This is a genomic window from Treponema sp. OMZ 788 (assembly GCF_024181245.1).
Lineage (GTDB): Bacteria > Spirochaetota > Spirochaetia > Treponematales > Treponemataceae > Treponema_B.
This window is the reverse complement of sequence record NZ_CP051199.1, coordinates 1,383,046-1,402,399: the sequence shown is the minus strand read 5'-3', so window position 1 is coordinate 1,402,399 and position 19,354 is coordinate 1,383,046. Positions and strand designations below refer to the sequence as shown.

The 19,354-nt window shown below is 31.7% G+C and carries 22 protein-coding genes and 1 pseudogene; all 23 read left to right on the top strand.

The window, feature by feature from the left end; translation table 11 throughout:
- The first annotated feature begins 3 nt into the window (after positions 1 to 3).
- The 23 genes and pseudogenes from E4O00_RS06870 to E4O00_RS06765 all read left to right on the top strand — a co-directional run bounded on the left by E4O00_RS06870 (position 4) and on the right by E4O00_RS06765 (position 19,290).
- On the top strand, positions 4 to 771 hold the full coding sequence (locus E4O00_RS06870; protein ID WP_371922725.1) for an outer membrane lipoprotein-sorting protein: 768 nt from the start codon (positions 4 to 6) through the stop codon (positions 769 to 771).
- Between the two features lies 1 nt (position 772).
- On the top strand, positions 773 to 2,209 hold the full coding sequence (locus E4O00_RS06865) for a hypothetical protein (protein WP_253679587.1): 1,437 nt from the start codon (positions 773 to 775) through the stop codon (positions 2,207 to 2,209).
- Between the two features lie 643 nt (positions 2,210 to 2,852).
- Positions 2,853 to 3,995 carry a phage integrase N-terminal SAM-like domain-containing protein gene (locus tag E4O00_RS06860; RefSeq protein WP_253679585.1) on the top strand — a complete coding sequence of 381 codons (1,143 nt, stop codon included), beginning with the start codon at positions 2,853 to 2,855 and terminating at the stop codon, positions 3,993 to 3,995.
- 231 nt (positions 3,996 to 4,226) lie between these two features.
- Entirely contained in the window at positions 4,227 to 4,541 is a 315-nt protein-coding gene (locus tag E4O00_RS06855) for a hypothetical protein (RefSeq protein ID WP_253679583.1), read from the top strand.
- A gap of 478 nt (positions 4,542 to 5,019) precedes the next feature.
- A pseudogene (locus E4O00_RS06850) lies at positions 5,020 to 5,250 on the top strand (tyrosine-type recombinase/integrase); the annotation flags it as partial.
- A 190-nt stretch (positions 5,251 to 5,440) separates the two neighbouring features.
- Positions 5,441 to 6,760 carry a restriction endonuclease FokI C-terminal domain-containing protein gene (locus tag E4O00_RS06845; protein WP_253679581.1) on the top strand — a complete coding sequence of 440 codons (1,320 nt, stop codon included), beginning with the start codon at positions 5,441 to 5,443 and terminating at the stop codon, positions 6,758 to 6,760.
- A gap of 164 nt (positions 6,761 to 6,924) precedes the next feature.
- The gene (locus E4O00_RS06840) at positions 6,925 to 7,830 is read left to right on the top strand and encodes a leucine-rich repeat domain-containing protein (RefSeq protein WP_253679579.1); all 906 of its coding nucleotides are present in this window, start codon (positions 6,925 to 6,927) and stop codon (positions 7,828 to 7,830) included.
- Positions 7,831 to 7,926: 96 nt separating this feature from the next.
- Entirely contained in the window at positions 7,927 to 8,178 is a 252-nt protein-coding gene (locus E4O00_RS06835; RefSeq protein WP_253679577.1) for a hypothetical protein, read from the top strand.
- Between the two features lie 404 nt (positions 8,179 to 8,582).
- Positions 8,583 to 9,233, top strand: a complete 651-nt coding sequence (locus E4O00_RS06830) for a hypothetical protein (protein ID WP_253679575.1) — start codon at positions 8,583 to 8,585, stop codon at positions 9,231 to 9,233.
- A 114-nt stretch (positions 9,234 to 9,347) separates the two neighbouring features.
- Positions 9,348 to 9,986 carry a hypothetical protein gene (locus E4O00_RS06825; protein ID WP_253679573.1) on the top strand — a complete coding sequence of 213 codons (639 nt, stop codon included), beginning with the start codon at positions 9,348 to 9,350 and terminating at the stop codon, positions 9,984 to 9,986.
- Positions 9,987 to 10,142: 156 nt separating this feature from the next.
- Positions 10,143 to 10,427 carry a hypothetical protein gene (locus E4O00_RS06820; RefSeq protein ID WP_253679571.1) on the top strand — a complete coding sequence of 95 codons (285 nt, stop codon included), beginning with the start codon at positions 10,143 to 10,145 and terminating at the stop codon, positions 10,425 to 10,427.
- Positions 10,351 to 10,509 carry a hypothetical protein gene (locus E4O00_RS14235; RefSeq protein ID WP_371921894.1) on the top strand — a complete coding sequence of 53 codons (159 nt, stop codon included), beginning with the start codon at positions 10,351 to 10,353 and terminating at the stop codon, positions 10,507 to 10,509. Before E4O00_RS06820 ends, E4O00_RS14235 begins: the two co-directional genes overlap by 77 nt.
- Positions 10,510 to 10,516: 7 nt before the next feature.
- Positions 10,517 to 10,792: a helix-turn-helix transcriptional regulator gene (locus tag E4O00_RS06815; protein ID WP_253679569.1), complete on the top strand. Its 276-nt coding sequence runs from the start codon at positions 10,517 to 10,519 to the stop codon at positions 10,790 to 10,792.
- Positions 10,793 to 10,909: 117 nt separating this feature from the next.
- Positions 10,910 to 11,167 (top strand): DUF3781 domain-containing protein, encoded by a 258-nt coding sequence (locus E4O00_RS06810; RefSeq protein ID WP_038107725.1) that lies wholly within the window; start codon positions 10,910 to 10,912, stop codon positions 11,165 to 11,167.
- The gene (locus E4O00_RS06805) at positions 11,164 to 11,736 is read left to right on the top strand and encodes an SAP domain-containing protein (protein ID WP_253679567.1); all 573 of its coding nucleotides are present in this window, start codon (positions 11,164 to 11,166) and stop codon (positions 11,734 to 11,736) included. Before E4O00_RS06810 ends, E4O00_RS06805 begins: the two co-directional genes overlap by 4 nt.
- A 64-nt stretch (positions 11,737 to 11,800) precedes the next feature.
- Positions 11,801 to 12,490, top strand: coding sequence for a hypothetical protein (locus E4O00_RS06800; protein ID WP_253679565.1), 690 nt, complete (start codon positions 11,801 to 11,803; stop codon positions 12,488 to 12,490).
- A 1,415-nt stretch (positions 12,491 to 13,905) separates the two neighbouring features.
- Entirely contained in the window at positions 13,906 to 14,163 is a 258-nt protein-coding gene (locus E4O00_RS06795; RefSeq protein ID WP_253679563.1) for a hypothetical protein, read from the top strand.
- Positions 14,163 to 14,549 (top strand): hypothetical protein, encoded by a 387-nt coding sequence (locus E4O00_RS06790; protein WP_253679561.1) that lies wholly within the window; start codon positions 14,163 to 14,165, stop codon positions 14,547 to 14,549. The genes E4O00_RS06795 and E4O00_RS06790 overlap by 1 nt, the downstream gene beginning before the upstream one ends.
- A gap of 185 nt (positions 14,550 to 14,734) precedes the next feature.
- A complete protein-coding gene (locus tag E4O00_RS06785; protein WP_145475200.1) occupies positions 14,735 to 15,109 on the top strand; it encodes a hypothetical protein in 375 nt (124 codons plus the stop codon).
- A gap of 80 nt (positions 15,110 to 15,189) precedes the next feature.
- A complete protein-coding gene (locus E4O00_RS06780; protein ID WP_253679553.1) occupies positions 15,190 to 15,996 on the top strand; it encodes a hypothetical protein in 807 nt (268 codons plus the stop codon).
- Between the two features lie 93 nt (positions 15,997 to 16,089).
- The gene (locus tag E4O00_RS06775; RefSeq protein ID WP_024470199.1) at positions 16,090 to 16,863 is read left to right on the top strand and encodes an EcsC family protein; all 774 of its coding nucleotides are present in this window, start codon (positions 16,090 to 16,092) and stop codon (positions 16,861 to 16,863) included.
- 84 nt (positions 16,864 to 16,947) lie between these two features.
- Positions 16,948 to 17,775: an exonuclease/endonuclease/phosphatase family protein gene (locus tag E4O00_RS06770; RefSeq protein WP_253679551.1), complete on the top strand. Its 828-nt coding sequence runs from the start codon at positions 16,948 to 16,950 to the stop codon at positions 17,773 to 17,775.
- 237 nt (positions 17,776 to 18,012) lie between these two features.
- Entirely contained in the window at positions 18,013 to 19,290 is a 1,278-nt protein-coding gene (locus tag E4O00_RS06765) for an NHL repeat-containing protein (protein ID WP_253679549.1), read from the top strand.
- The last annotated feature ends 64 nt before the right edge of the window (positions 19,291 to 19,354 follow it).

Sequence of the window (19,354 nt, the reverse complement as noted above, 5' to 3'; positions counted from 1 at the left end):
TTTATAGGAGAGTTTATGAACAAGAAATTTTTGATTGTGCTCATCGCTTTTTTTGTAAGCCTTGCTGCATTTGCTCAGGTTCCTTCTACGGAGGAAATGTATAAGATTATGGACAAAATTTTCGATACAGGGAATTTCGAAAAAGATTTTACCAGTACTCTCACGCTGATTGTCGAAAAACCTAATCAACCTAAGGAAGTTGTGCAGTTTAAACTTTTTAGACGAGATAAGAAAGACCAAACAACCCTTATTCAGCTCGCACCTGAGGCTGACAAGGGAAACGGTTATCTGCAAGAAAAGGACAACCTTTGGTTCTATGACCCAATTGCCCATCAGTTTACTCACTCTTCGCTTAAAAAGAATTTGGCGAACAGTGATACAAAATTATCGGATGTAAATAAAAAGTCCGAATTTAGACAGGCTTGGGAAATTCTTAAAATTGAAGAAGCTAAGATCGGTAAGTATGAAGTTTATGCGGTAACGGCTAAGGCTTTGCAAAAAGATGCAGCTTATGCCCAAGAAAAATTCTTTGTGCGAAAAGATGAACACCTTATTTTAAAAACAGAAAGTTACGGTGCAAGCGGAAAACACATGAGAACTACACTTATACCCAAGTATGCAAAGGTTGAAGGATTACCTCTTCCAGTTCATCAAATCTATATAAATGAACTTATAAAGGGAGAAAAAACAACGCAGATATTTCAAGATTTTAGCACTGCAAGAATTGATGATGTAGTTTTTACAAAGGCTTATTTGGAGAAGATAAACTAATATGAAAAAAATTATAATTTTTATTTTTGCCTTTCTTCCATTTTTTGTATTTGCACAAGAAAACTCTTCCAATTTGGAAGATGAACTTTTCGGCGGGGAGGAAGACACTCTTATTTCTGCAGAAGAAACTCGTTCCGACAGTAAGAGCAATTTAAAGTTTAAAGCCGACCTTGAAAAAGCGAGCCTTACTCTTGAAGCAAAAAAATTGAGAATAGGCGGAAGTTTAAGTTCTTCGATGGGAATAAATTATGCTTGGGAAGATCCTTATTCAAAGAAAGATGATTATTTAAAATCTTTTAAAGATGGAAAAGGTACTTTTAATACAAACTTAAACGGAAGTCTCTTTTTTGATGCCCGTCCTGTTGAAGACTTAAAGCTCTATGGAAAATTCCTTTTCGGTTTTCCTTTTGAGAAGAGTTTATCAGGTGCTCTTACAGTTCCAAAAGGAACGCTTTCATCTAATGAAATAGTCATTCCGGTAACTGTGAACGGGGCAGTAAACATCAAAATACAAGAGCTTTATACGGATTTTTCCGTCAAGGATATTGCCTTTTTCCGTTTCGGAAAACATGCGGTAAAATGGGGAACGGGTTATTTTTACAGCCCTGCCGACGTTATAAACATTTCGAGAATCGATCCTCAAGATCCTACAGCCGATAGGGAGGGCGGGCTTTCTTTAAGAACCCACATAATAATTCCCAAAACCCAGCACAATATCTGGCTCTACCTATTGCCTCCAGGGCAAGGAGACGGGTTTGATCCCAAATACACGGCAGGAGCTGCAAAGGGCGAGTTTGTTATCGGAAACTGGGAGTTGGGCCTGGGCGGCTGGTACAAATACAAAAAAGCTCCCCGGCTTGTTACAACCCTTTCAGGCAGCATAGCAGGCAAGGTTGCCGTCTTCGGTGAAGGTGTTTTTGCATGGGGAAGCGACTATACATATTATGAGACAGATATGACTCCTGCTCCTGAAAAAAGTAAGCCCTTCTTTCAGGCAACACTTGGCGGTTCTTACTCAAATGATGACACACACACAAGCATAGCCTTGCAATATTTTTATAACGGCTTCGGGTATTCAAATACGGATGCGGCTGTAAATATTTTGGATCAAGCAAAAAATCCTGCTTTGCTGTTTAATGCTGCATTTAGGGAAAAGGTACAAAATGTTTTAGCTATGGGAAATATCGGCCAACACTACATCGCTTTTAATTTAAGCCAAAATAAGCTGGGTACCGACAAGTTGAGCCTAAACCTATTTCAGCAATTTGCCGTGTCCGAACTTGAAGGTTTTTCAAAGCTCACTCTTAACTGGAAAATATATAAATTTGCAAGTATGAGCACAGGCCCTTCTTTTAGCTATCCCTTGAGTTCTAAATCAAAGACAAAGGGGGGAATAGGGTATACCTTATCATTCCGCCTAGGCGGCGGCACCTTCTAAGCCGTAAATATAGGGGCATCTACTGCGTTGCTGCGAAAAAATGAATGCTCGACGTATCAAAGATACGCCTCCGCTTCATTTTTCCTCGCGCCTTGTATCTGCTCCCTCTATTTACGGCTTGGCTGTATCTATCCCGCCACGGACGGCGTGTGGTTGGAACTTGAGAGTTTTGCTGCAAGCAAAACTCTAAGATCAAAAATGTACAGGACGTACATTTTTGATCGGCCTCCGGTTAATTTTTATTCGCTTCGCGTCCTCGACTCGCCTCTTGCCGGATTGGATTGATCTCCCGCCACGGACGGTGGGTGGTTCCTTGCTTTGAGAGTTTTAGACGTAAGTCTAAAACTCTAAGATGAACAATGTACACGGATGTACATTGTTCATCAAAATACTTGCATAATCCATAGAAATGTGCGATAATTAATCCGCACATGAGAAAATGGCTGCTTATAGTATGTTACGGCTGCATGATGCCGGCTTTTTCTTACAATGGTTTATGTTCAGGCCGTTTAGTTTATTTTAAATAGAATGGCCGTGCGTAAGTTTTTTGACTAGAGGTTTATTTAGGCGGTTTATCAATCGCCCTAATAAACCATGGGAAAGGTGTGTTATGTGTGTATCATGCAGTTTTAAGGAGGAGTGAATGTTTGTTGAAATACGGCCTTATGAAAATAAGGCTTTGTCGGTAAATTTTAACGCTCAAGGAGAGGATTTTTCTAAGGTGCTCCAAGCAATAAAAAAAGTGCCGGGAAGGGCTTGGCTGCCGGACAAACGCTTTTGGCTTATCCCGGCCGACCGTAATTCTTGTGACATTTTGTTAAACAATCTTTATTATAACGGAATCTGTATGGCAGATTCAGGGTTTACCCCTAAAAATCATACTTCTAACTATGCTGATGCTTTGAATACTGAAACTATTGGGGAAAATGATAGTCCGGCCTCAACTTATCTTAAATCTATTCTACAAAAGCTGGATGAAGTTATTGCTGCCAAACATTACAGTAAGCGTACAAAGGAAGCATACAGCTATTGGATAAGCCGCTTTATTAGCGAAAATAAGGATAAAAATCTTAAAGCTCTTTCCGATGATGAAATAAATTCTTTTGTTAGCCGTCTTGCAGTAAAAGAAAAGGCCGCTGCTTCAAGCCAAAATCAGGCTCTTGCCGCTATTTTATTTCTATACAAAAATATATTGGGCTTAACTATAAATACTCCGGAAAATATAGTCCGTGCAAAAAAGCCTAAAAAGCTTCCCGCTGTGATGAGCCGGGAGGAAACTGCAAAGATATTTTCTATTTTGCCTGACAATGATTATAGTCTTTGTATCCGCCTACTGTACGGAACCGGAATGCGGCTGATGGAAGCCCTGCGGCTAAGGGGGCAGGATATAGACTTTGATAAAAACGAGATTACCGTACATGACGGAAAGGGGGCAAAAGACCATAAAACTATGTTGCCGGTTTCCCTTAAATTTCCGCTGATTCCAGATAACTCCAAAGCACAAGCATTGTATATGGTGTTTGAAAATACAATTGGAACGGGACCTAAAGTAATCTCATCGCTTAGTAAAGGTTTAAGCGCCCATACAAATTATAAAATTGAACAAAAACTTTGCCATCGCTGGAAGGATGTAAATTCACATATTACTAACTATCATTTGCCAGTTGTTTCGCTTCGTTCTGGATGGTATGGAGATTGGGGATTCCATTATAGGCTTATCATTGGCACGCAAAAAGAAACTAAAAAAGAGTACCATAAATTTTCATGGTGGTGGGGACATTGGTGAACCAAGTATTGGACAAAAGACAAATATACGTATTGGTATTATATGCGAGACAATACGTCTGATAGTTCTAAATCTGCCTATCGTGTAGAAGGTGTAAATACAGATTTTTGGGAGCGTTTGGGACAAGTTTTTCAATCAACGCTTGGATTAGTTAAACATAAATAAACTATACTTTCACGACCTTCAACATACGCAATTGTGGGTCGTGAAATGCTTTTGGGAGTAGCATTTATGAAAAAAAAATTAGCATTACTTTTTGGGGCTTTGATTTGTTTTAGTATAGTTTCGTGTGCTGGCGGGATAGTGAATGTACCTTTCGTTATAAGTGTTTACATCGAAAAAGAGGATGGTACTAGATTTAAAGAAAATGAAGTTAGTTTACTAACATTGAATTCAAATGGCAGCATATATACCGATAAGTGTGATAAAAATAATATGCCGATATACAAAGATGGTGGTTTTCGAATACAATATGAGTTAGGCTATGCTCGTTCTATGCGGAAGATAAAGGAAATAGAAAATTCTTGGAAAAAAAAAGATGAATGAGTTTTGGTTTATGATTGATGGTACATCGATTGGTTATGAAGTGTTTACGATGAAACCTTTAGGGGAAAACTATGTCATATTATCAGAACCGAAAGAATCAAAAATAACGTATATCATAAAGCTAAAAAAGAAGTTGTAGTGTAGGTTTGAAGTTACCAAGTCTAACTAAATGTTAGGCTTGGTAATGGTTTTATGTATGGAAAGACAAAATGTAAAAATAGTGGTTATGCAAAAATATTAAATTAGACGCTGAAAAAATTAAAATTTTTAAGATGAGTTTCAATATTTGATAATATTTTGCTGACTTGAAATTTTATATTTTTTCATGTAAAATAAAATAGTAACCGCAAGAAAAGCGGCTATACGGCAAAAGGTATAACAACCGTTTCAAGCTGACATTTCCTTTGTCATGAAAATTGCTTATAATTTGGATGCAATTTTCACGCCAAGCCTACGGCACGGAAATGCAGCTTAAACGAATGTTATTCAGCGCACCCTGCATGAAGCTGTTTTAAGGTCAGGCATCCCGAAACCAATCGGCTGCCATACCTTCCGGCACTCGTTTGCAACGCATCTTTTGGAAACCGGTTACGATATCCGCACAATCCAAGAACTTCTCGGCCACAGCGATGTTAAAACCACCATGGTTTATACACACGTCCTAAACCGAGGCAGTCTGGGAGTGCAAAGCCCCATAGACAGGATGTGAATTTGTTTATTTATTCATTTAGTGAAGATAGGCCTAATCTGCCGACGGTGTTTTATATGGTTGGTTATTATGGTAGAAAAAGCTTATTTTTGTTTTGCGGCAGTTTAGATTGAAAATTATTGAGTTTTATGATATAGTGAGGAAGGGTCGAAGGGGTGTTAGACATACCCTTCGGGCAGAGGAGAAGTAAATGTTAGATAAAGTACAAATTGATAAGATATTGGAAATCTGGAATACATATGATTCATCATCAAAAATAGTAAAAGATACTAAGGGTAATCCAATCGATGATATCGATAAATTAAGAAGGGATTGTTTTCCAGAATTAACAGGTTATATAGAATCATTTTATAAGAATAAAATTACCATTGGAGAATTTAAAACTTTAATAGATAGCTTTAATAAGAGAAATAATTATTGGGGTTTTACCGCAACAAAAGGTCAAATGTTTTTTAATCAACTTGTAAAAGCAAGCAATGAAAGTGAAATAACAAAATTGTTACAGAAATTATTAACTGTACCAGATGATATAAAAGTAGCCGCTGAAAAAATTAATGAACTTGAAACATATTGTAATAAATACTTTTTAAAAGCTAATGATAAACGTAAAGTTCCAAATCCTAGATCAAGTTGTTATTTTCTTTCATATTTCTGGCAAATATTTGATCATAATAAATGGCCAATTATGTATACGTCATTAGTTGAAGCTTTCACTGAAATAGGTATTTGGTCTGAATTTGAAAGTCAAAGTTCAACTTATGAGTATTTTTATAAATTAAACGATAATATTATACTCACTATACAGACTGCCACTGGAAAAACTATTTCTTATTGGGATTTGGAACATGCGTTTTGGGATTTTTATGATAATAGAACAAAAAAAATACTTGGAAAAGAAAAAGATGATCGAGCTGACAAAGAATCACGTTCTGTTATTTCGGTTAACTTTGATATTAATGATTATATAATCCCAAAGATATCAAAGCTTATCGAATTAGGTGAAGATGATAGTAAAACGGCTGCAAAGAAGGGTTATGAATTTGAAAAGGTTGTAGCGGAGGTTTTTAAGCAACTTGATTTTGATACAGAAATATTAGGTCAAGGAACTGGACGGAATCCAGATGTTATAGCGAAAATACGCGAGGAAAATACAGCTTTTTTAATAGATGCAAAAGCATATAGTAAAGGATATAGTTTAGGACTTGATGATAGAGCAATTAGTGAATATATAAATACACATTGTCCAAAATTAGTAAAAGATGGTTACAAAAAAATTGGTTTTATAATTGTTAGTAATTCATTTAGGACAGATTTTGATGAATTTATAAATGAAGTAACTTGGAATACAGAAATCAAGCGATTCATTTTAATCACATCTGAAGCTTTGTTATATTTATTGGCCTATAGAACAAAAGACAAATTAGGACTTCAGGAAATAATTAATTGTTTAGTTTCATTGGGAAATCCAATTACTTCTGATAAAATCATTTCAAATTTCGAAGATGTCTAACACCCGCTTCAACCTGACATTGCGGAGTAGCCGCAAATGCAGGTTAAGCGAATGTTAGATTGACCTGCCTTAAAGGCAGGCAGGTGCGGAACCAATCAAAGCATTCTTTCGACCGAAAAAAAATAGTTGCAATGAAAAGGTCATTGCGAAAGGAAGGTTGCAAGATGAAACAAAAGAGATTGGTTTCACTGATTGGGATGTTGATTTTATTATTTATGCATACTAGTTGTGCTAAAAATGATAAAGTCATATTGTTAAATGCTTTAGATAAAAATGATCTTGATACTGTAGAAAAAATATTTTCTAATCTTGACCAAGATAATCTTAAACAATTGACAGATGAGAATTCATCACCCGGCGGAGATTTTTCATATACATTAAGTAATGATGAAACATGGCTTACTATCACAGGATACAACGGTCCTGGAGGTTTGGTTATCATACCTTCGGAAATAGAAGGGTATCCGGTTAAAATTATAGGTAAGGAAGTTTTTAAAGACAATGATCTGATAACTTCTGTAATAATCTCCTCTGGTATTAAAATTATTGGGGCAGCAAGTTTTTATAAATGTCATAACCTCGCAGCTGTTTTAATACCTTCGAGTATATTAGGTATAGGAGATCAAGCTTTTTTTGGATGTGATAGTTTATCTATTGTGAAAATGATGCATGGTGTTGAAACAATCAGCAGACAGAGTTTTTCACAATGTAATAATCTTACAAGGATTGTAATTCCAGAATCGGTTAAAGAAATTTCTAGTGCAGCATTTCGAGGGTGTGAAAATTTAACTGAGGTACGTCTTAGTGATACAATCGAATATCTTAGTTCAGAAACTTTTTCACAATGTAGAAATTTGCATACTATTAATATTCCAAAGAATATAAAATCAATTTCTACTAGATGTTTTAAAAACTGTATAGAGTTGTATAATCTTGAAATACCAGAAGAAATAAAAGCTATATCATTTTATCAGCCTTATGATAGCGATGCTATTTTCGAAGGATGTAAAAAATTACCGATTGCAACGAGAAAACGTTTAAAAGCGCTAGGGTACAATAAGCCATTGTAAGGTTTATCACTGCTATAATTAACTAGTATTATCATTAAGATGTGCAGATTTTATATGATTTGCTATTAAAATCTTCAAAAATACAGGAGTACTTTTATGGAAAAATTTTTTAATACACTTGCACCTATGCTTCAAGGGATTTGTCAGGCAATAGATTTAAATGAGTATTACAATAACTCAGAACCTTTAAAACATGCTGTAGTAATAACAGCTATTTTACATGATATTGCGCATACTACTGATAAACGCAGAATAGAACATTTAAAGGTTGATTTAAAGCACTATGTTAGTGGATATAAAGTAGAATTTGAGAAATTAGGTATCAACATAAATTTTGAAGTAAAATAATTTAATCTAACACCCGCTTCAACCTGACATTTGTTTTGTCACGAAAGTTGCTTAGGCGGTCGCCTATGGCTCCCTTTTTAATGCAACTTTCGCGCCAACTTTGCCTTAACTCTTCGATTCAGCAAAGGCACAAATGCAGGTTAAGCGAGAAGTTATACGGATGCCTGAAGGCACAATTAACTGCAACTTTGAAAAAGTAGGTTGTTTTTTGTAAATTTAAGGCTTAAAACTAAAATTAAAAGCTTAGGTTCTGTGAGTAAAGTTTTGTTTTATTATAATATCTACTTGGATAAGTAAAAATAAGCTTTCATCTGAGTATTTTAAACTCGTTTAGGAAATCAACGAAATAAAAGTCCTTCGGACGGTCTGGTAATTATAATAATTAACTTACTTAGGAAATAAAAATGAGTCTTATAATAATATTTTTTTTATTGATAATTTATATTCCGTTTCTTTTTATTAAAGATGAAAAGAGTAAATTATATTTCAGAATAATTGTGATAATATCAAATATATGTTTAATGCTTTTATCAATATTTTCTTTTCAATTATTAAGATGTTTAAGTGTTATTGGAGTACTTATATACTTTTATTTATGTATGCTAGTTATAATTTTAAACATCTTATTTGTTATAACAAACATTATAAAACTAAAAAAAATAAGGGGATTATTTTTTTTAATACCAATTGCGTTTTCTATTTTCTTTAGTTTTTTGATTATAAAAAATCAGTTATCGGAAAGAATTGCTTTAAAAATTGAATTTAAAAAATATAAAAATGAGCTTGATAGTTATATTACGAATAATGTAAAAAATGAAAGTATACGAATATTTGATAATTATGTAGGAATTATATGGGATCCTGGTTTTTTAGATACATATAGTGTTATAATTTATGATAAAAATAATAATTTAGATATTTTATATGATTCATCTGAAGATATGTTTGAGGATAAAGAAATGTATAATGAATTTAAAAAAGCTTTTGAATATGAAAAAATTGTTAATTTAATAAAAATTGAGGATAACTATTTTAGATGTAATATACATCAGTAAACGATTGCGTATAACACCCGCTTCAACACTGACATTGCGGACAAGCCGCAAATGCAGGTTAAGCGAATGTTAGCATTATTTATATAGATATTGTGAAACAAAGGAGTAATACTATTGGATGATGAAGAAACTTTTGTCGGATTACCTTTATATGAGGGAAGAAAATCTCTTAGAATTTTGAAAAAAGGTAATTTTAAAGAGAATTATTTATTGTTTATTACCTGCTTTCTTTTGGGTAAACATCATAAAATAATAGAAAGCAGAATAAGAAATAATTTTAAGAATAATATATATATTGTAGAATCATTTATGATGCTTGATGAAATATGCGGTTGCAATAATATCAACATATTTAAACTGGGGACACTTTTCGATTTATTTGAAAAAATAGATTATATAAAATATCAAAAAGAAATATATCATATATTTTGTCTTCAGCTGTGTTCAGGAAAATTTAATAAGAAAAAGAAATATCCTGTTGAATATAAACTTTACAAAGATTTTCAAAATAAAATCCTAAATTTTAATAGAGAACAGTATGATATATTTAAATTAAAAAATACTTCTATTAGATCTATATTTTTCCAAGCTTTAATTTATAAATATGCACAAGATATTTCTGAACAATTGTTTAAAATCGATAATTTTATGTGCATTCTTAGTAAAGAAGATATCATATACCTAAATAGTGAATATAACTCATCAATGTCTGAATTTAAGAAATTAGTAGAAGACTATAATGTAAAGTGCTAACCTCATTTTCAACGCTGATAACCGGGAGTATACCTGTTTATAGGTCAAGCGATAGTTAACACGACACCGCTTCCGCGGTGCAAAAAAAAGAATAGTTTTTATAAATTTTAGCATACCATGTATTGACATCGTATCATAAAAGTGGTCCAATATAACATGGATAAAGAAAGTTGCTTGATATATGAAGGTGTCTTTTTTAGAATTGAATGGTTTTATGATAGAGCAGGATATAGTCAAGCATTTGAATACTTTAAAAAAACATCGCCTTCTCAAAAACGAAAATTTCTTCTGTTAGTAAAGAAAATAGGTGATTTCGGTAAAATATTTGATAAAACAAAGTTCAGGTATAAAGGAGATGAAATTTATGCATTTAAACCTCAGCCTGATAGATATTTATGTTTTTTTAAGAAAGAAAATAATCGTAACAAATGTCTTTTGTAAACGAACAAATAAACTACCACCAGCGGAAAAAACAATTGCTTTAGAAAATAAACAAATATATGAACATTTATATGAGGAGTGATGTGATTATGGAAGAATCGACCTTTGATAAATACATAAAAAATGATATAAAACAAAAAAAGAAGTTTGATAAAGAGTATAATAATTTTCTATTGTCAGAATTTATACTTGAAAAGATGGAAGAAGAAAATATGTCTGTTAGAGAACTTGCAAGAAAGGCTGAAGTATCACCGACAATCATTCAAAAATTAAGAAATAATAAAACAGCCGATAAAATAAATTATCAAACTTTTTTATCTGTTGTAAATTCTCTCGGATACAGGGTAAACATAGAAAGAATATAAAAGTGCTAACACCCGCTTCAACCTGACATTGCGGACAAGCCGCAAATGCAGGTTAAGCGAATGTTAGATGGACATGCTGTCGCATGCAAATAAATAATATACGGATATAAAATCACTATGGAAAATAATGCGGAAATTCTGTATAAAAATGCAGAAAAAATTCATACGACTGAAATGGGTATTGAGCGAATAAAACGTAATCTTGATTTAGACACCCAAGATGTTGTTAAGTGGTGTAAAAATAAAATTCTTGATAAGAGAAGTTCAATAATCAGAAAAGGAAAAAATTGGTATATAAGTATTGATGACATTGTGATAACCGTTAATGCATACAGTTATACAATAATCACAGCCCATAAGAAAAAGGCTATATGACAATAAAAGAATTCGAGAATAAATATTGGTACATGAGTGAACTCAAAGCATTAGCAAAATCGCTTGAAATTCCTTTTGATACAAAAATACGAAAAGATCAGCTTGAAGAGGTGATTATTCAATTTTTAGAAACAGGAACTGTAAATAAAAAGAATAGTTATCAGAGTAAAAGCTGGAATAAAGACATATTGAATAATCATAGTTATGTTGAAAATTTTAGCAACAAAAAAGAAACATGGGAATTCATACATAGTGAAATGGATAGACGAGTTCGAGGATTAAAACCAAAATCAGGGGCGAAATATTGGCTTAATCGCTGGATTGAAAATCAACTTTCTCATGGTGAAAAAATAACGTATAATGATGTCATTTGTGAATATATTCGTTTAAATAAAACTGAAGGAAAACTTCCGCAAATTCCATCCTGTAAATTTAATAACTTTATAAGCGATTATTTAGCAAATGAAAAAAATGCAACACGAGAAGATGCTTTGCAAGCATGGAATAGGCTAAAAGATATGAAGGCAAAAAAAGATTATATAACATGGAAAAAAAATAAAAATACATAGAAAATTTCATCTAACACCCGCTTCAACCTGACATTGCGGAGGAGCCGCAAAGCAGGTTAAGCGAATGTTAGGCGGATTGCCCAATGGGCAACGAGAAAAAAATGAAAAAAATATATTCATTATAGGATTTATGTTTATGGGATTAATATCATGTTTTGTTAAAACAAGAGAAGAAAAATTTTGGAGTTGGTTTTGTAAAAAATCACAATTAATATATAATTATGAGGTAAGTCAAGAAGAAATTTTTGATGAACTTCAAATTCAATTACATAAAATAAATCCCGATCTAACATTTGAAATTAGTTCTGTAAAAAATGGAAAAAGAGAGTTTATAATTAGTGCAGATGGAATATTAGATGCATTTCCTGCAGTAGAAAAATTGTATTCATTAAAACCGGAATTATCAGAATGGACTTTTATTGAATTCCGCCCGAGAAGAAAAATAGAGAATTCAATTAAAATAGGAGATAAAGAACTTCATCCAAATGATGTAAGATTTATGTTTATAAACGATGAAGATAAAAGTAAAGTAGGGATTGTTCTTTTTTGCAATGGATATACTGAGAATGAATATGACATTTATAGTCGAATTGGTTTTTTATTTCTTGATGAATGTCTAGGAGAATATGATGTAGAAAAATTTATTGGAACAATAATAATACAAGGTTTTGATAGTGAATATTTTAACGATTCAATAAAAATAGATTTTTTAGCAACTGAGTTTGATAAAATAAAAGCAAATATAATTAAATAGTATCTAGTTCGATTTAAAAATAACGCCTAACACTCGCTTCAACCTGACATTGCGGATGAACCGCAAATGCAGGTTAAGCGAATGTTAGACAGATGCCTTACGGCACAATTAACTGCAATTTTGAAAAAAATGGTGTGTGTTTTTTGTAAATTAAAGTGTAAAACCCAAATTAAAAGCGTAGGTTCTTTGAATAAAGTTTTGTTTTATTATTTATCTACTTGGATAAGTAAAAATAAGCTTTTATCTAAGGATTTTAAAACTTGTTGAGAAAATCAACTAGTTAAAAGTCCTTCGGACGGTCTGTGTTTATAATAATTATTTTCTAAGGAAAATAAAGTTTTATCTGAGTGTTTTTAAACTTTTTAAGGAAATCGACAAAATAAAAGTCCTTCGGACGGTCTGGTAATTATAATAATTACTTGTTAATGAAAATAAAATTTTAGCTTTATAGTAAAATTGTTGATTTTTTAATTTAATGATGAAAAGCTGTATAGGTTAAAAAATAAAGTCTAATTGTTAAGAATAAGCTTATAATTTTAAGATAATATTATTTATAAAAGTTTAGTTTTGTAAATAATAAAGTTTTACAGTAAAATTTTAAGTTTATTTATTAAATATAGTAATAAAAAGCAAAATAGTGTAAAATTAAAAGCATAATTGTTAATATAAGCGATTAAATAAAATAAAAGTGTCTAACACTCGCTTCAACCTGACATTGCGGAGTAGCCGCAAAGCAGGTTAAGCGAATGTTAGACCGATGCTTTACGGCACAATTAACTGCAACTTTGAAAAAGTAGTGTGTATTTTTTTGTAAATTAAAGCGTAAAACCCAAGTTAAAAGCTTAGGTTCTTTGAATAAAGCTATGTTATAATATCTATAACTTGGATAAGTAAAAATAAGCTTTTATCTAAGGATTTTAAAACTTGTTAAGGAAATCGACGAACTAAAAGTCCTCCGGACGGTCATAGTGATTATAAGAATTACTTTTTAAGGAAAATAAACTTTCATCTTAGGATTTTAAAACTCGTTTAGGAAATCGACGAATTAAAAGTCCTTCGGTCGGCCTGGTAATTATAATAATTACTTGCTAAGGAAAAGAAAACTTTCATCTTAGGATTTTTAAACTTGTTCAGGAAATCTACGAGTTAAAAGTCCTTCGGACGGTCTGATAATTATAATAATTACTTGCAAAGGAAAAGAAAACTTTTATCTGAGAATTTTAAAACTGATTCAGGAAATCAACAAGTTAAAAGTCCTTCGGACGGTCATAGTGATTATAATAATTATTTGGAAAAAGATAAGAACATATAAAATAAATAAAAATTCTGAGAAAACGGCCGTTAATCCACTTGTTTTTTTTCATATTTTAGGTTATATTTTAATTGTGGGATTTCCCACTAAAAGGAGTTTTGTTATGCCTACAATAGCAGTAAAATCCTATGACGCAAAAATTGACTCAAAAAAAAGAATTACATTACGAAACGCATCTTACGAATATTTCCATGTAGAAGAGTATGACGACGGCAGAATCTTGCTTGAACCCAGAGAACTTACAAAGCCTTTTCAAGTTTCAGTAAGAACCTTAAAAGTGATGGATTTAAGCATGGAAAATTTCAAAAATGGTAATGTTTCTAACCCCATAGATATTTCTGCCTATGAGGATATTGAGTAATGTTCAACATCAGAATGGGAATTCCCGAAATGAAAGAATTTTGGGATGATCTGGAAAAGAAAATAAAAAATAATGTTGCTTCTAAAAAAGAAGTTATTTTATTCAAAAAACTGGTAAGTTGTTTTAAGAAACTTGCTTTAGATTCGAAATATCCAAGTCTTTGTACTCATGATATTGAGGTGCTGTCCAAAAGATATGGAATAAAAGTTTGGCAGTCATATTTAGAAAATAACAAACCTGCTGCTGGTAGGGTGTTTTGGGTATATGGTCCAAACAAGTCTGATATTACGATAATTGGTCTTGAACCTCATCCAAACGATAAAAAAGACGCATATCAAAAAATTACACTTTCAAGAAAACCAGAAGATGAGAAAAATAGTGTCTAACACCCGCTTCAACCTGACATTGCGGACGGAGCCGCAAATGCAGGTTAAGCGAATGTTATGTGGACGCCCTACTGGGGCGCATGGTGGAAAAAAAGAAAAATATTCGCTGCAAAAAAAAGTAATCAAAAAAAATGAATTGAACTTTAGGGCAAGGACGAAGAAGCATTTTACAATAGGTATGTTTAATGAAAAAAAGTATCATATTATTAAGTATATTTATATTTTCACTCTTGGTTTTATATGCAAAAAGGACTCCGCCTCCAGAAGTTCCATCGATAATTCATAATGGATACGAGTATATTGCAAATTATTCAGATGGAATTTTTAAGGGAACCGGTCAGATGATTATTAAATCTATTAAAGACTCAAAAATAAAGAAAACAATATCAATTTATTCAATCTGGTATAATCCGTTTTTAGAAAAAGATGTTCAATGGATTTTTATTAAAGAAACAGAATTGATTGATAATGATACGATTCGTATTTATAATGAAAATGATGAAATTTTTGATTTGGAATTAATTAACTATAAAGTTAAGAAAATAAAGAAAATCACATAACACCTGCTTCAACCTGACATTGCGGACAAGCCTTGTTGCAGGTTAAGCGTTAGTTAGATGGATAAAAATAGGATAAAATTTTGGAAAAAAATGAATTAATACAACGGGTAAAAGAATATACCTATTATCTTACAGATGACTATTTGGAAGAAGTATGCAAAGACTTGTTGCAAATTAAAGATACAAATCTTTTCTTCGAAAAATGTTATGAAAATAATGCTATTTATGCATCGGAAAGCCCTTGCCCATTCATTTGTGATTCGGTAACTCATTCACATAAATATCGAGAATTAATATTAAAAAAATATGAAAATGATTGTATTTATAAATTTTGTGAAAAAATGCTATTTGATTCTTCATATATCAGACGAAGAGAAGCATTAATTATAATCTGTGATACCTTAAATATTCATAGAATAACATGTAAAAAAGTACTGGAAGATTATTTTCTTTTTGTAATAGAAAATGATCCGCTTCTTTTATATGATTATATAATGGAATTTACGTGGTTATATGCTTATGAAATCAGAATTAAGAAAAATCTCTATTCAAAAATCTTAAAACTAAATAATGAATATGCTAATCTTATATTATTAGAAACTTTAGATGATTTATCCGTACCTTTTTTTAGTAAGAATGGATTATTAAAATACAAAATTTTATCAAAATTAGCAAGGAATCAAAGTAGATGTGTAAATTCATTTGCTAAAAAAATGAAAAAGAATATGATTATTAGAGATTATAAGAAACAAATTGAAACAAAAAAATATATTTTAGAAAATGGAAGATTGGAATTTAGTAATATAATGTTCATGAATAAAATTGTAAACTATAATAAAGATGATTTTATAAATTTTTATTTGGATTATGTAAAGAAAAACACCTAACACCCGCTTCAACCTGACATTGCGGACAAGCCGCAAATGCAGGTCAAGCGGTAGTTATGTGGACTGCCCTTCGGTCAGCAAAGGAGATTTTTGATGAATAATGAAAATATCTTATTACCTGTTTTAGCAGAAGCTATAAAGATTCCAGGAGTCAGAATAAATAGAAGTGAATTTTTACAAAAATATTTGGGTAAATATTATTCACAAGATAAAATTAGCCAAGCTATAGAAAAAGGTACTTTCCATGCTGGTATTGATGTTAAAGTCATCGATAAAATTGCAGGAAATATTATTGCACAAGAAACTTTAAAATGTACAGGTTCATCTTTTGGATTAGGTATTCCTGGAGGATTTGCGTTAATTGGAACAGTACCTGCAGATTTAGCACAGTATTATGCTTTTAGTATACGAATCATTCAAAAATTGGCTTATATATATGGTTGGCCCGATTTTAATTTGGATGATGCATCTGGAGAATCTATTTATTACATAGTTTTGTTCTTGGGTGTTATGTCAGGTGTAGGACTCGCTAATTCAACATTGAAATTCGTTTCAAATTGTTTATCAAAACAAGCTTTAAAAAAATTACCACAAATGGTACTTTCAAAAGGTATTGTTTACCCATTAGTAAAACAAATTGCAAAGATTCTTGGCAAACAAATGACAAAAGAAGTTTTTGCAAAAGGTGTCTCAAAAACTATACCAATTGTTTCAGGCTTTATTGCTGGAGGTTTAACTTTTGCGATGTTCCAACCTAGTTGCAAAAAATTAAAGAAACAATTGCAATCTGAATTTGGAAAAATATATAATGATGAAGAATTAAAAGATGAATTGAACTTATATAATATTTATGATGAAAACACATAACACAGTTTTCAAAGCCGACAGGCGGTCAAGCCGCCTGCGGTTTAAAACAATGTTAGATGGACACCTTCGGTGCAAGGAGAAAAAATGAAGATAGCTACTTGGAATTTAATGGCTGCAGAGTATTGGTGTAAATTTAAAAGTCAAACATTCATTGAAAAACAAATTGCCAGACAAAGACAAGCATTGGATTTTCTTAAAAATAACCTAAATGCGGATGTAGCTTTTTTACAAGAAGTTTTACTAAAGTCAATTGATGAAACAGAATTAAATGTTAATATTTTTTGGACAGAAAGTCATACATCAAAAAATGCCGGTTCAAAAAATAATGGTTCAGAATGGGGTACTGCAATATTTGTGAACGAAAAGTATTGTAACTTCACCAAAGATATTACTTTAGAAGTATTTCCAAATGAAAATAATAAATATAATAGCGAATATACAGGTAAAGTTAAAGTAGTGCAGGTCAATTTTAATAATAACCAAATACTGTTTTGTAGTCTTCATATAGATACTGATGAAAAAGGCTCCGGACAATTAAAAACTTTTTTTACTGAAGAGTTTGTTTCAAAAAAGAATCTTGTAATTGGAGGAGATTTAAACTGCGATAAGTATTATATACATGGAAATCCTGATGATAAAGTATTCTTTAATGAAACAATAAAGAATTCCAACTTAATAGAATGTGAACCTTTATACAAACAAACATTCTTTCGTGGTAATTTGAACGGTTATAATGATGTGGAAGTAATACAAGATGATCATATTTTTATCAGCAAAGAATTATATCAATTTGTAGAAACACAACACATGGATGATGTAAAGCAATATAAAGGGAAAAACTTCAATTATGGAAAGATCAAAACTTTAAGTGATCATTCAATATTATATATATCCTTAGATGTTAAGGAATAAAATTGCACCTAACACTCGCTCCAACCTGACGATTGTTTTGTCATAAAACTTGCTTAATATGCCTATACGGCACCGCAAGTTTTACGCCAACTTTGCCTTACGCTATACGCTTCAGGCAAAGACACAAATGCAGGTTAAGCGAATGTTAGATTGACCTGCCTAAAGGCAGGCAGGTTTGGAACCAATCGAAGCATTCTTTCGACTAAAATAAAATCATTGTGAAAGGAAGGTTTAAAGATGAAGCAGAGAAAAGTAGTTTCAATGATTGGAGCATTAGTTGTAATAATTAGTGTAGTAGCGTTCATTACCGGTTGTCAACAGGCTAATAGCAACACTATTAATTCTTCAATTAGAAAAGATGTATCATTCATTGATATTGTAGATGCGAAAGCTTTGTTGGTTATCCCTGAAAATAACTATATGAACAGGTCTATAACATCCAATAAAAAGTTTGCTAAAATGCTTTCTGATGGAAGTATATATGAAGTAAAAGTAAAAAATAGCAATGGTGATGAATTAGAAGTTGCAAGCCCAAGTCAAATTTATGATGTTAATGCAAAATACGTTATATTAATTATTGAGAATAATCCATACCTAGTAAGCAAAATTGATGGAAGTGCATTTGATTTATCTCCAATGGGATCTCCAGAAATGCTTCGAGCAAATGCTGGATATAAGGGTGAGTTACGAGAGAGTATTTTCAGTGATAAGTCAAATAATATCTACTATTTAAATGGAGGTGTCGTAAAAAAAATTGATGTGTCAGATCCTAATGTAATTACTGGAAAGAAAATAACACCAGATATTTATTCAATTAGTTGTGTAGATGAATTTGTTGTTGATAATGATGGCAATGTGTTTTTTTCATATGACGATAGAGGAAATGGTTCGTTGTCTTATGCTAAAATAAGAACAGCTAATAATGCTTTAAAAAATATTTTCACTGGAAGTTATAGTGGAGATCATATAACTATAGCATTTAGAGGACTGGATGGGAATATCTATTTTGCATCAAGAGAAGGAGCATTCAAGGTTCTTATTGACACACAATCAAATATCAAGTTTGAAGATTATAATGTTTCTGGGGTAAGCATGGGTAGTCAATATATGCATTGGCTATATTTTCCAGATCGAATATCTGTAATTTTTGATGGAAAAAAATATGAGGTATTTAATAAAAGCGGTGTATGCAGTAAATCAGAAAATTTGGAGTTTCTGAAAACAGGGATATTCAAATTACTAGCCTATAATGCACACAATTATTATGTTGTAACAACAGATGGCCGAATATTACGAGTTGACTTAGATACTGACAATCCAACAGTTTTACTAAATAATAGCGATTATGAATTCTATAAAATTGAAGTTACTGATAATAATCTGATAATTTTCAATGGTCTTAGATTATCAGATTCGAAGAAAGTTTTAGGAACTATCTCTGTGGATGGTAATGTTACTATTTTAGATGATGCACTGTCTGATAACAACGCTATTGTGTTGAAAAGAATAAAATGATTAATCTAACACCCGCTTCAACACTGACATTTGTTTTGTCACGAAAGTTGCTTGATGTGCCTAT

Bases quoted from the DNA above. Each gene is read 5' to 3' on its own strand.
- E4O00_RS06865 (WP_253679587.1), top strand. From the start codon at position 773: ATGAAAAAAATTATAATTTTTATTTTTGCCTTTCTTCCATTTTTTGTA.
- E4O00_RS06765 (WP_253679549.1), top strand. From the start codon at position 18,013: ATGAAGCAGAGAAAAGTAGTTTCAATGATTGGAGCATTAGTTGTAATA.
- E4O00_RS06845 (WP_253679581.1), top strand. From the start codon at position 5,441: ATGTTAGATAAAGTACAAATTGATAAGATATTGGAAATCTGGAATACA.
- E4O00_RS06860 (WP_253679585.1), top strand. From the start codon at position 2,853: ATGTTTGTTGAAATACGGCCTTATGAAAATAAGGCTTTGTCGGTAAAT.
- E4O00_RS06805 (WP_253679567.1), top strand. From the start codon at position 11,164: ATGACAATAAAAGAATTCGAGAATAAATATTGGTACATGAGTGAACTC.
- E4O00_RS06785 (WP_145475200.1), top strand. From the start codon at position 14,735: ATGAAAAAAAGTATCATATTATTAAGTATATTTATATTTTCACTCTTG.
- E4O00_RS06830 (WP_253679575.1), top strand. From the start codon at position 8,583: ATGAGTCTTATAATAATATTTTTTTTATTGATAATTTATATTCCGTTT.
- E4O00_RS06820 (WP_253679571.1), top strand. From the start codon at position 10,143: ATGGATAAAGAAAGTTGCTTGATATATGAAGGTGTCTTTTTTAGAATT.
- E4O00_RS06835 (WP_253679577.1), top strand. From the start codon at position 7,927: ATGGAAAAATTTTTTAATACACTTGCACCTATGCTTCAAGGGATTTGT.
- E4O00_RS06770 (WP_253679551.1), top strand. From the start codon at position 16,948: ATGAAGATAGCTACTTGGAATTTAATGGCTGCAGAGTATTGGTGTAAA.
- E4O00_RS06795 (WP_253679563.1), top strand. From the start codon at position 13,906: ATGCCTACAATAGCAGTAAAATCCTATGACGCAAAAATTGACTCAAAA.
- E4O00_RS14235 (WP_371921894.1), top strand. From the start codon at position 10,351: ATGCATTTAAACCTCAGCCTGATAGATATTTATGTTTTTTTAAGAAAG.
- E4O00_RS06800 (WP_253679565.1), top strand. From the start codon at position 11,801: ATGTTAGGCGGATTGCCCAATGGGCAACGAGAAAAAAATGAAAAAAAT.
- E4O00_RS06815 (WP_253679569.1), top strand. From the start codon at position 10,517: ATGGAAGAATCGACCTTTGATAAATACATAAAAAATGATATAAAACAA.
- E4O00_RS06810 (WP_038107725.1), top strand. From the start codon at position 10,910: ATGGAAAATAATGCGGAAATTCTGTATAAAAATGCAGAAAAAATTCAT.
- E4O00_RS06855 (WP_253679583.1), top strand. From the start codon at position 4,227: ATGAAAAAAAAATTAGCATTACTTTTTGGGGCTTTGATTTGTTTTAGT.
- E4O00_RS06790 (WP_253679561.1), top strand. From the start codon at position 14,163: ATGTTCAACATCAGAATGGGAATTCCCGAAATGAAAGAATTTTGGGAT.
- E4O00_RS06840 (WP_253679579.1), top strand. From the start codon at position 6,925: ATGAAACAAAAGAGATTGGTTTCACTGATTGGGATGTTGATTTTATTA.
- E4O00_RS06775 (WP_024470199.1), top strand. From the start codon at position 16,090: ATGAATAATGAAAATATCTTATTACCTGTTTTAGCAGAAGCTATAAAG.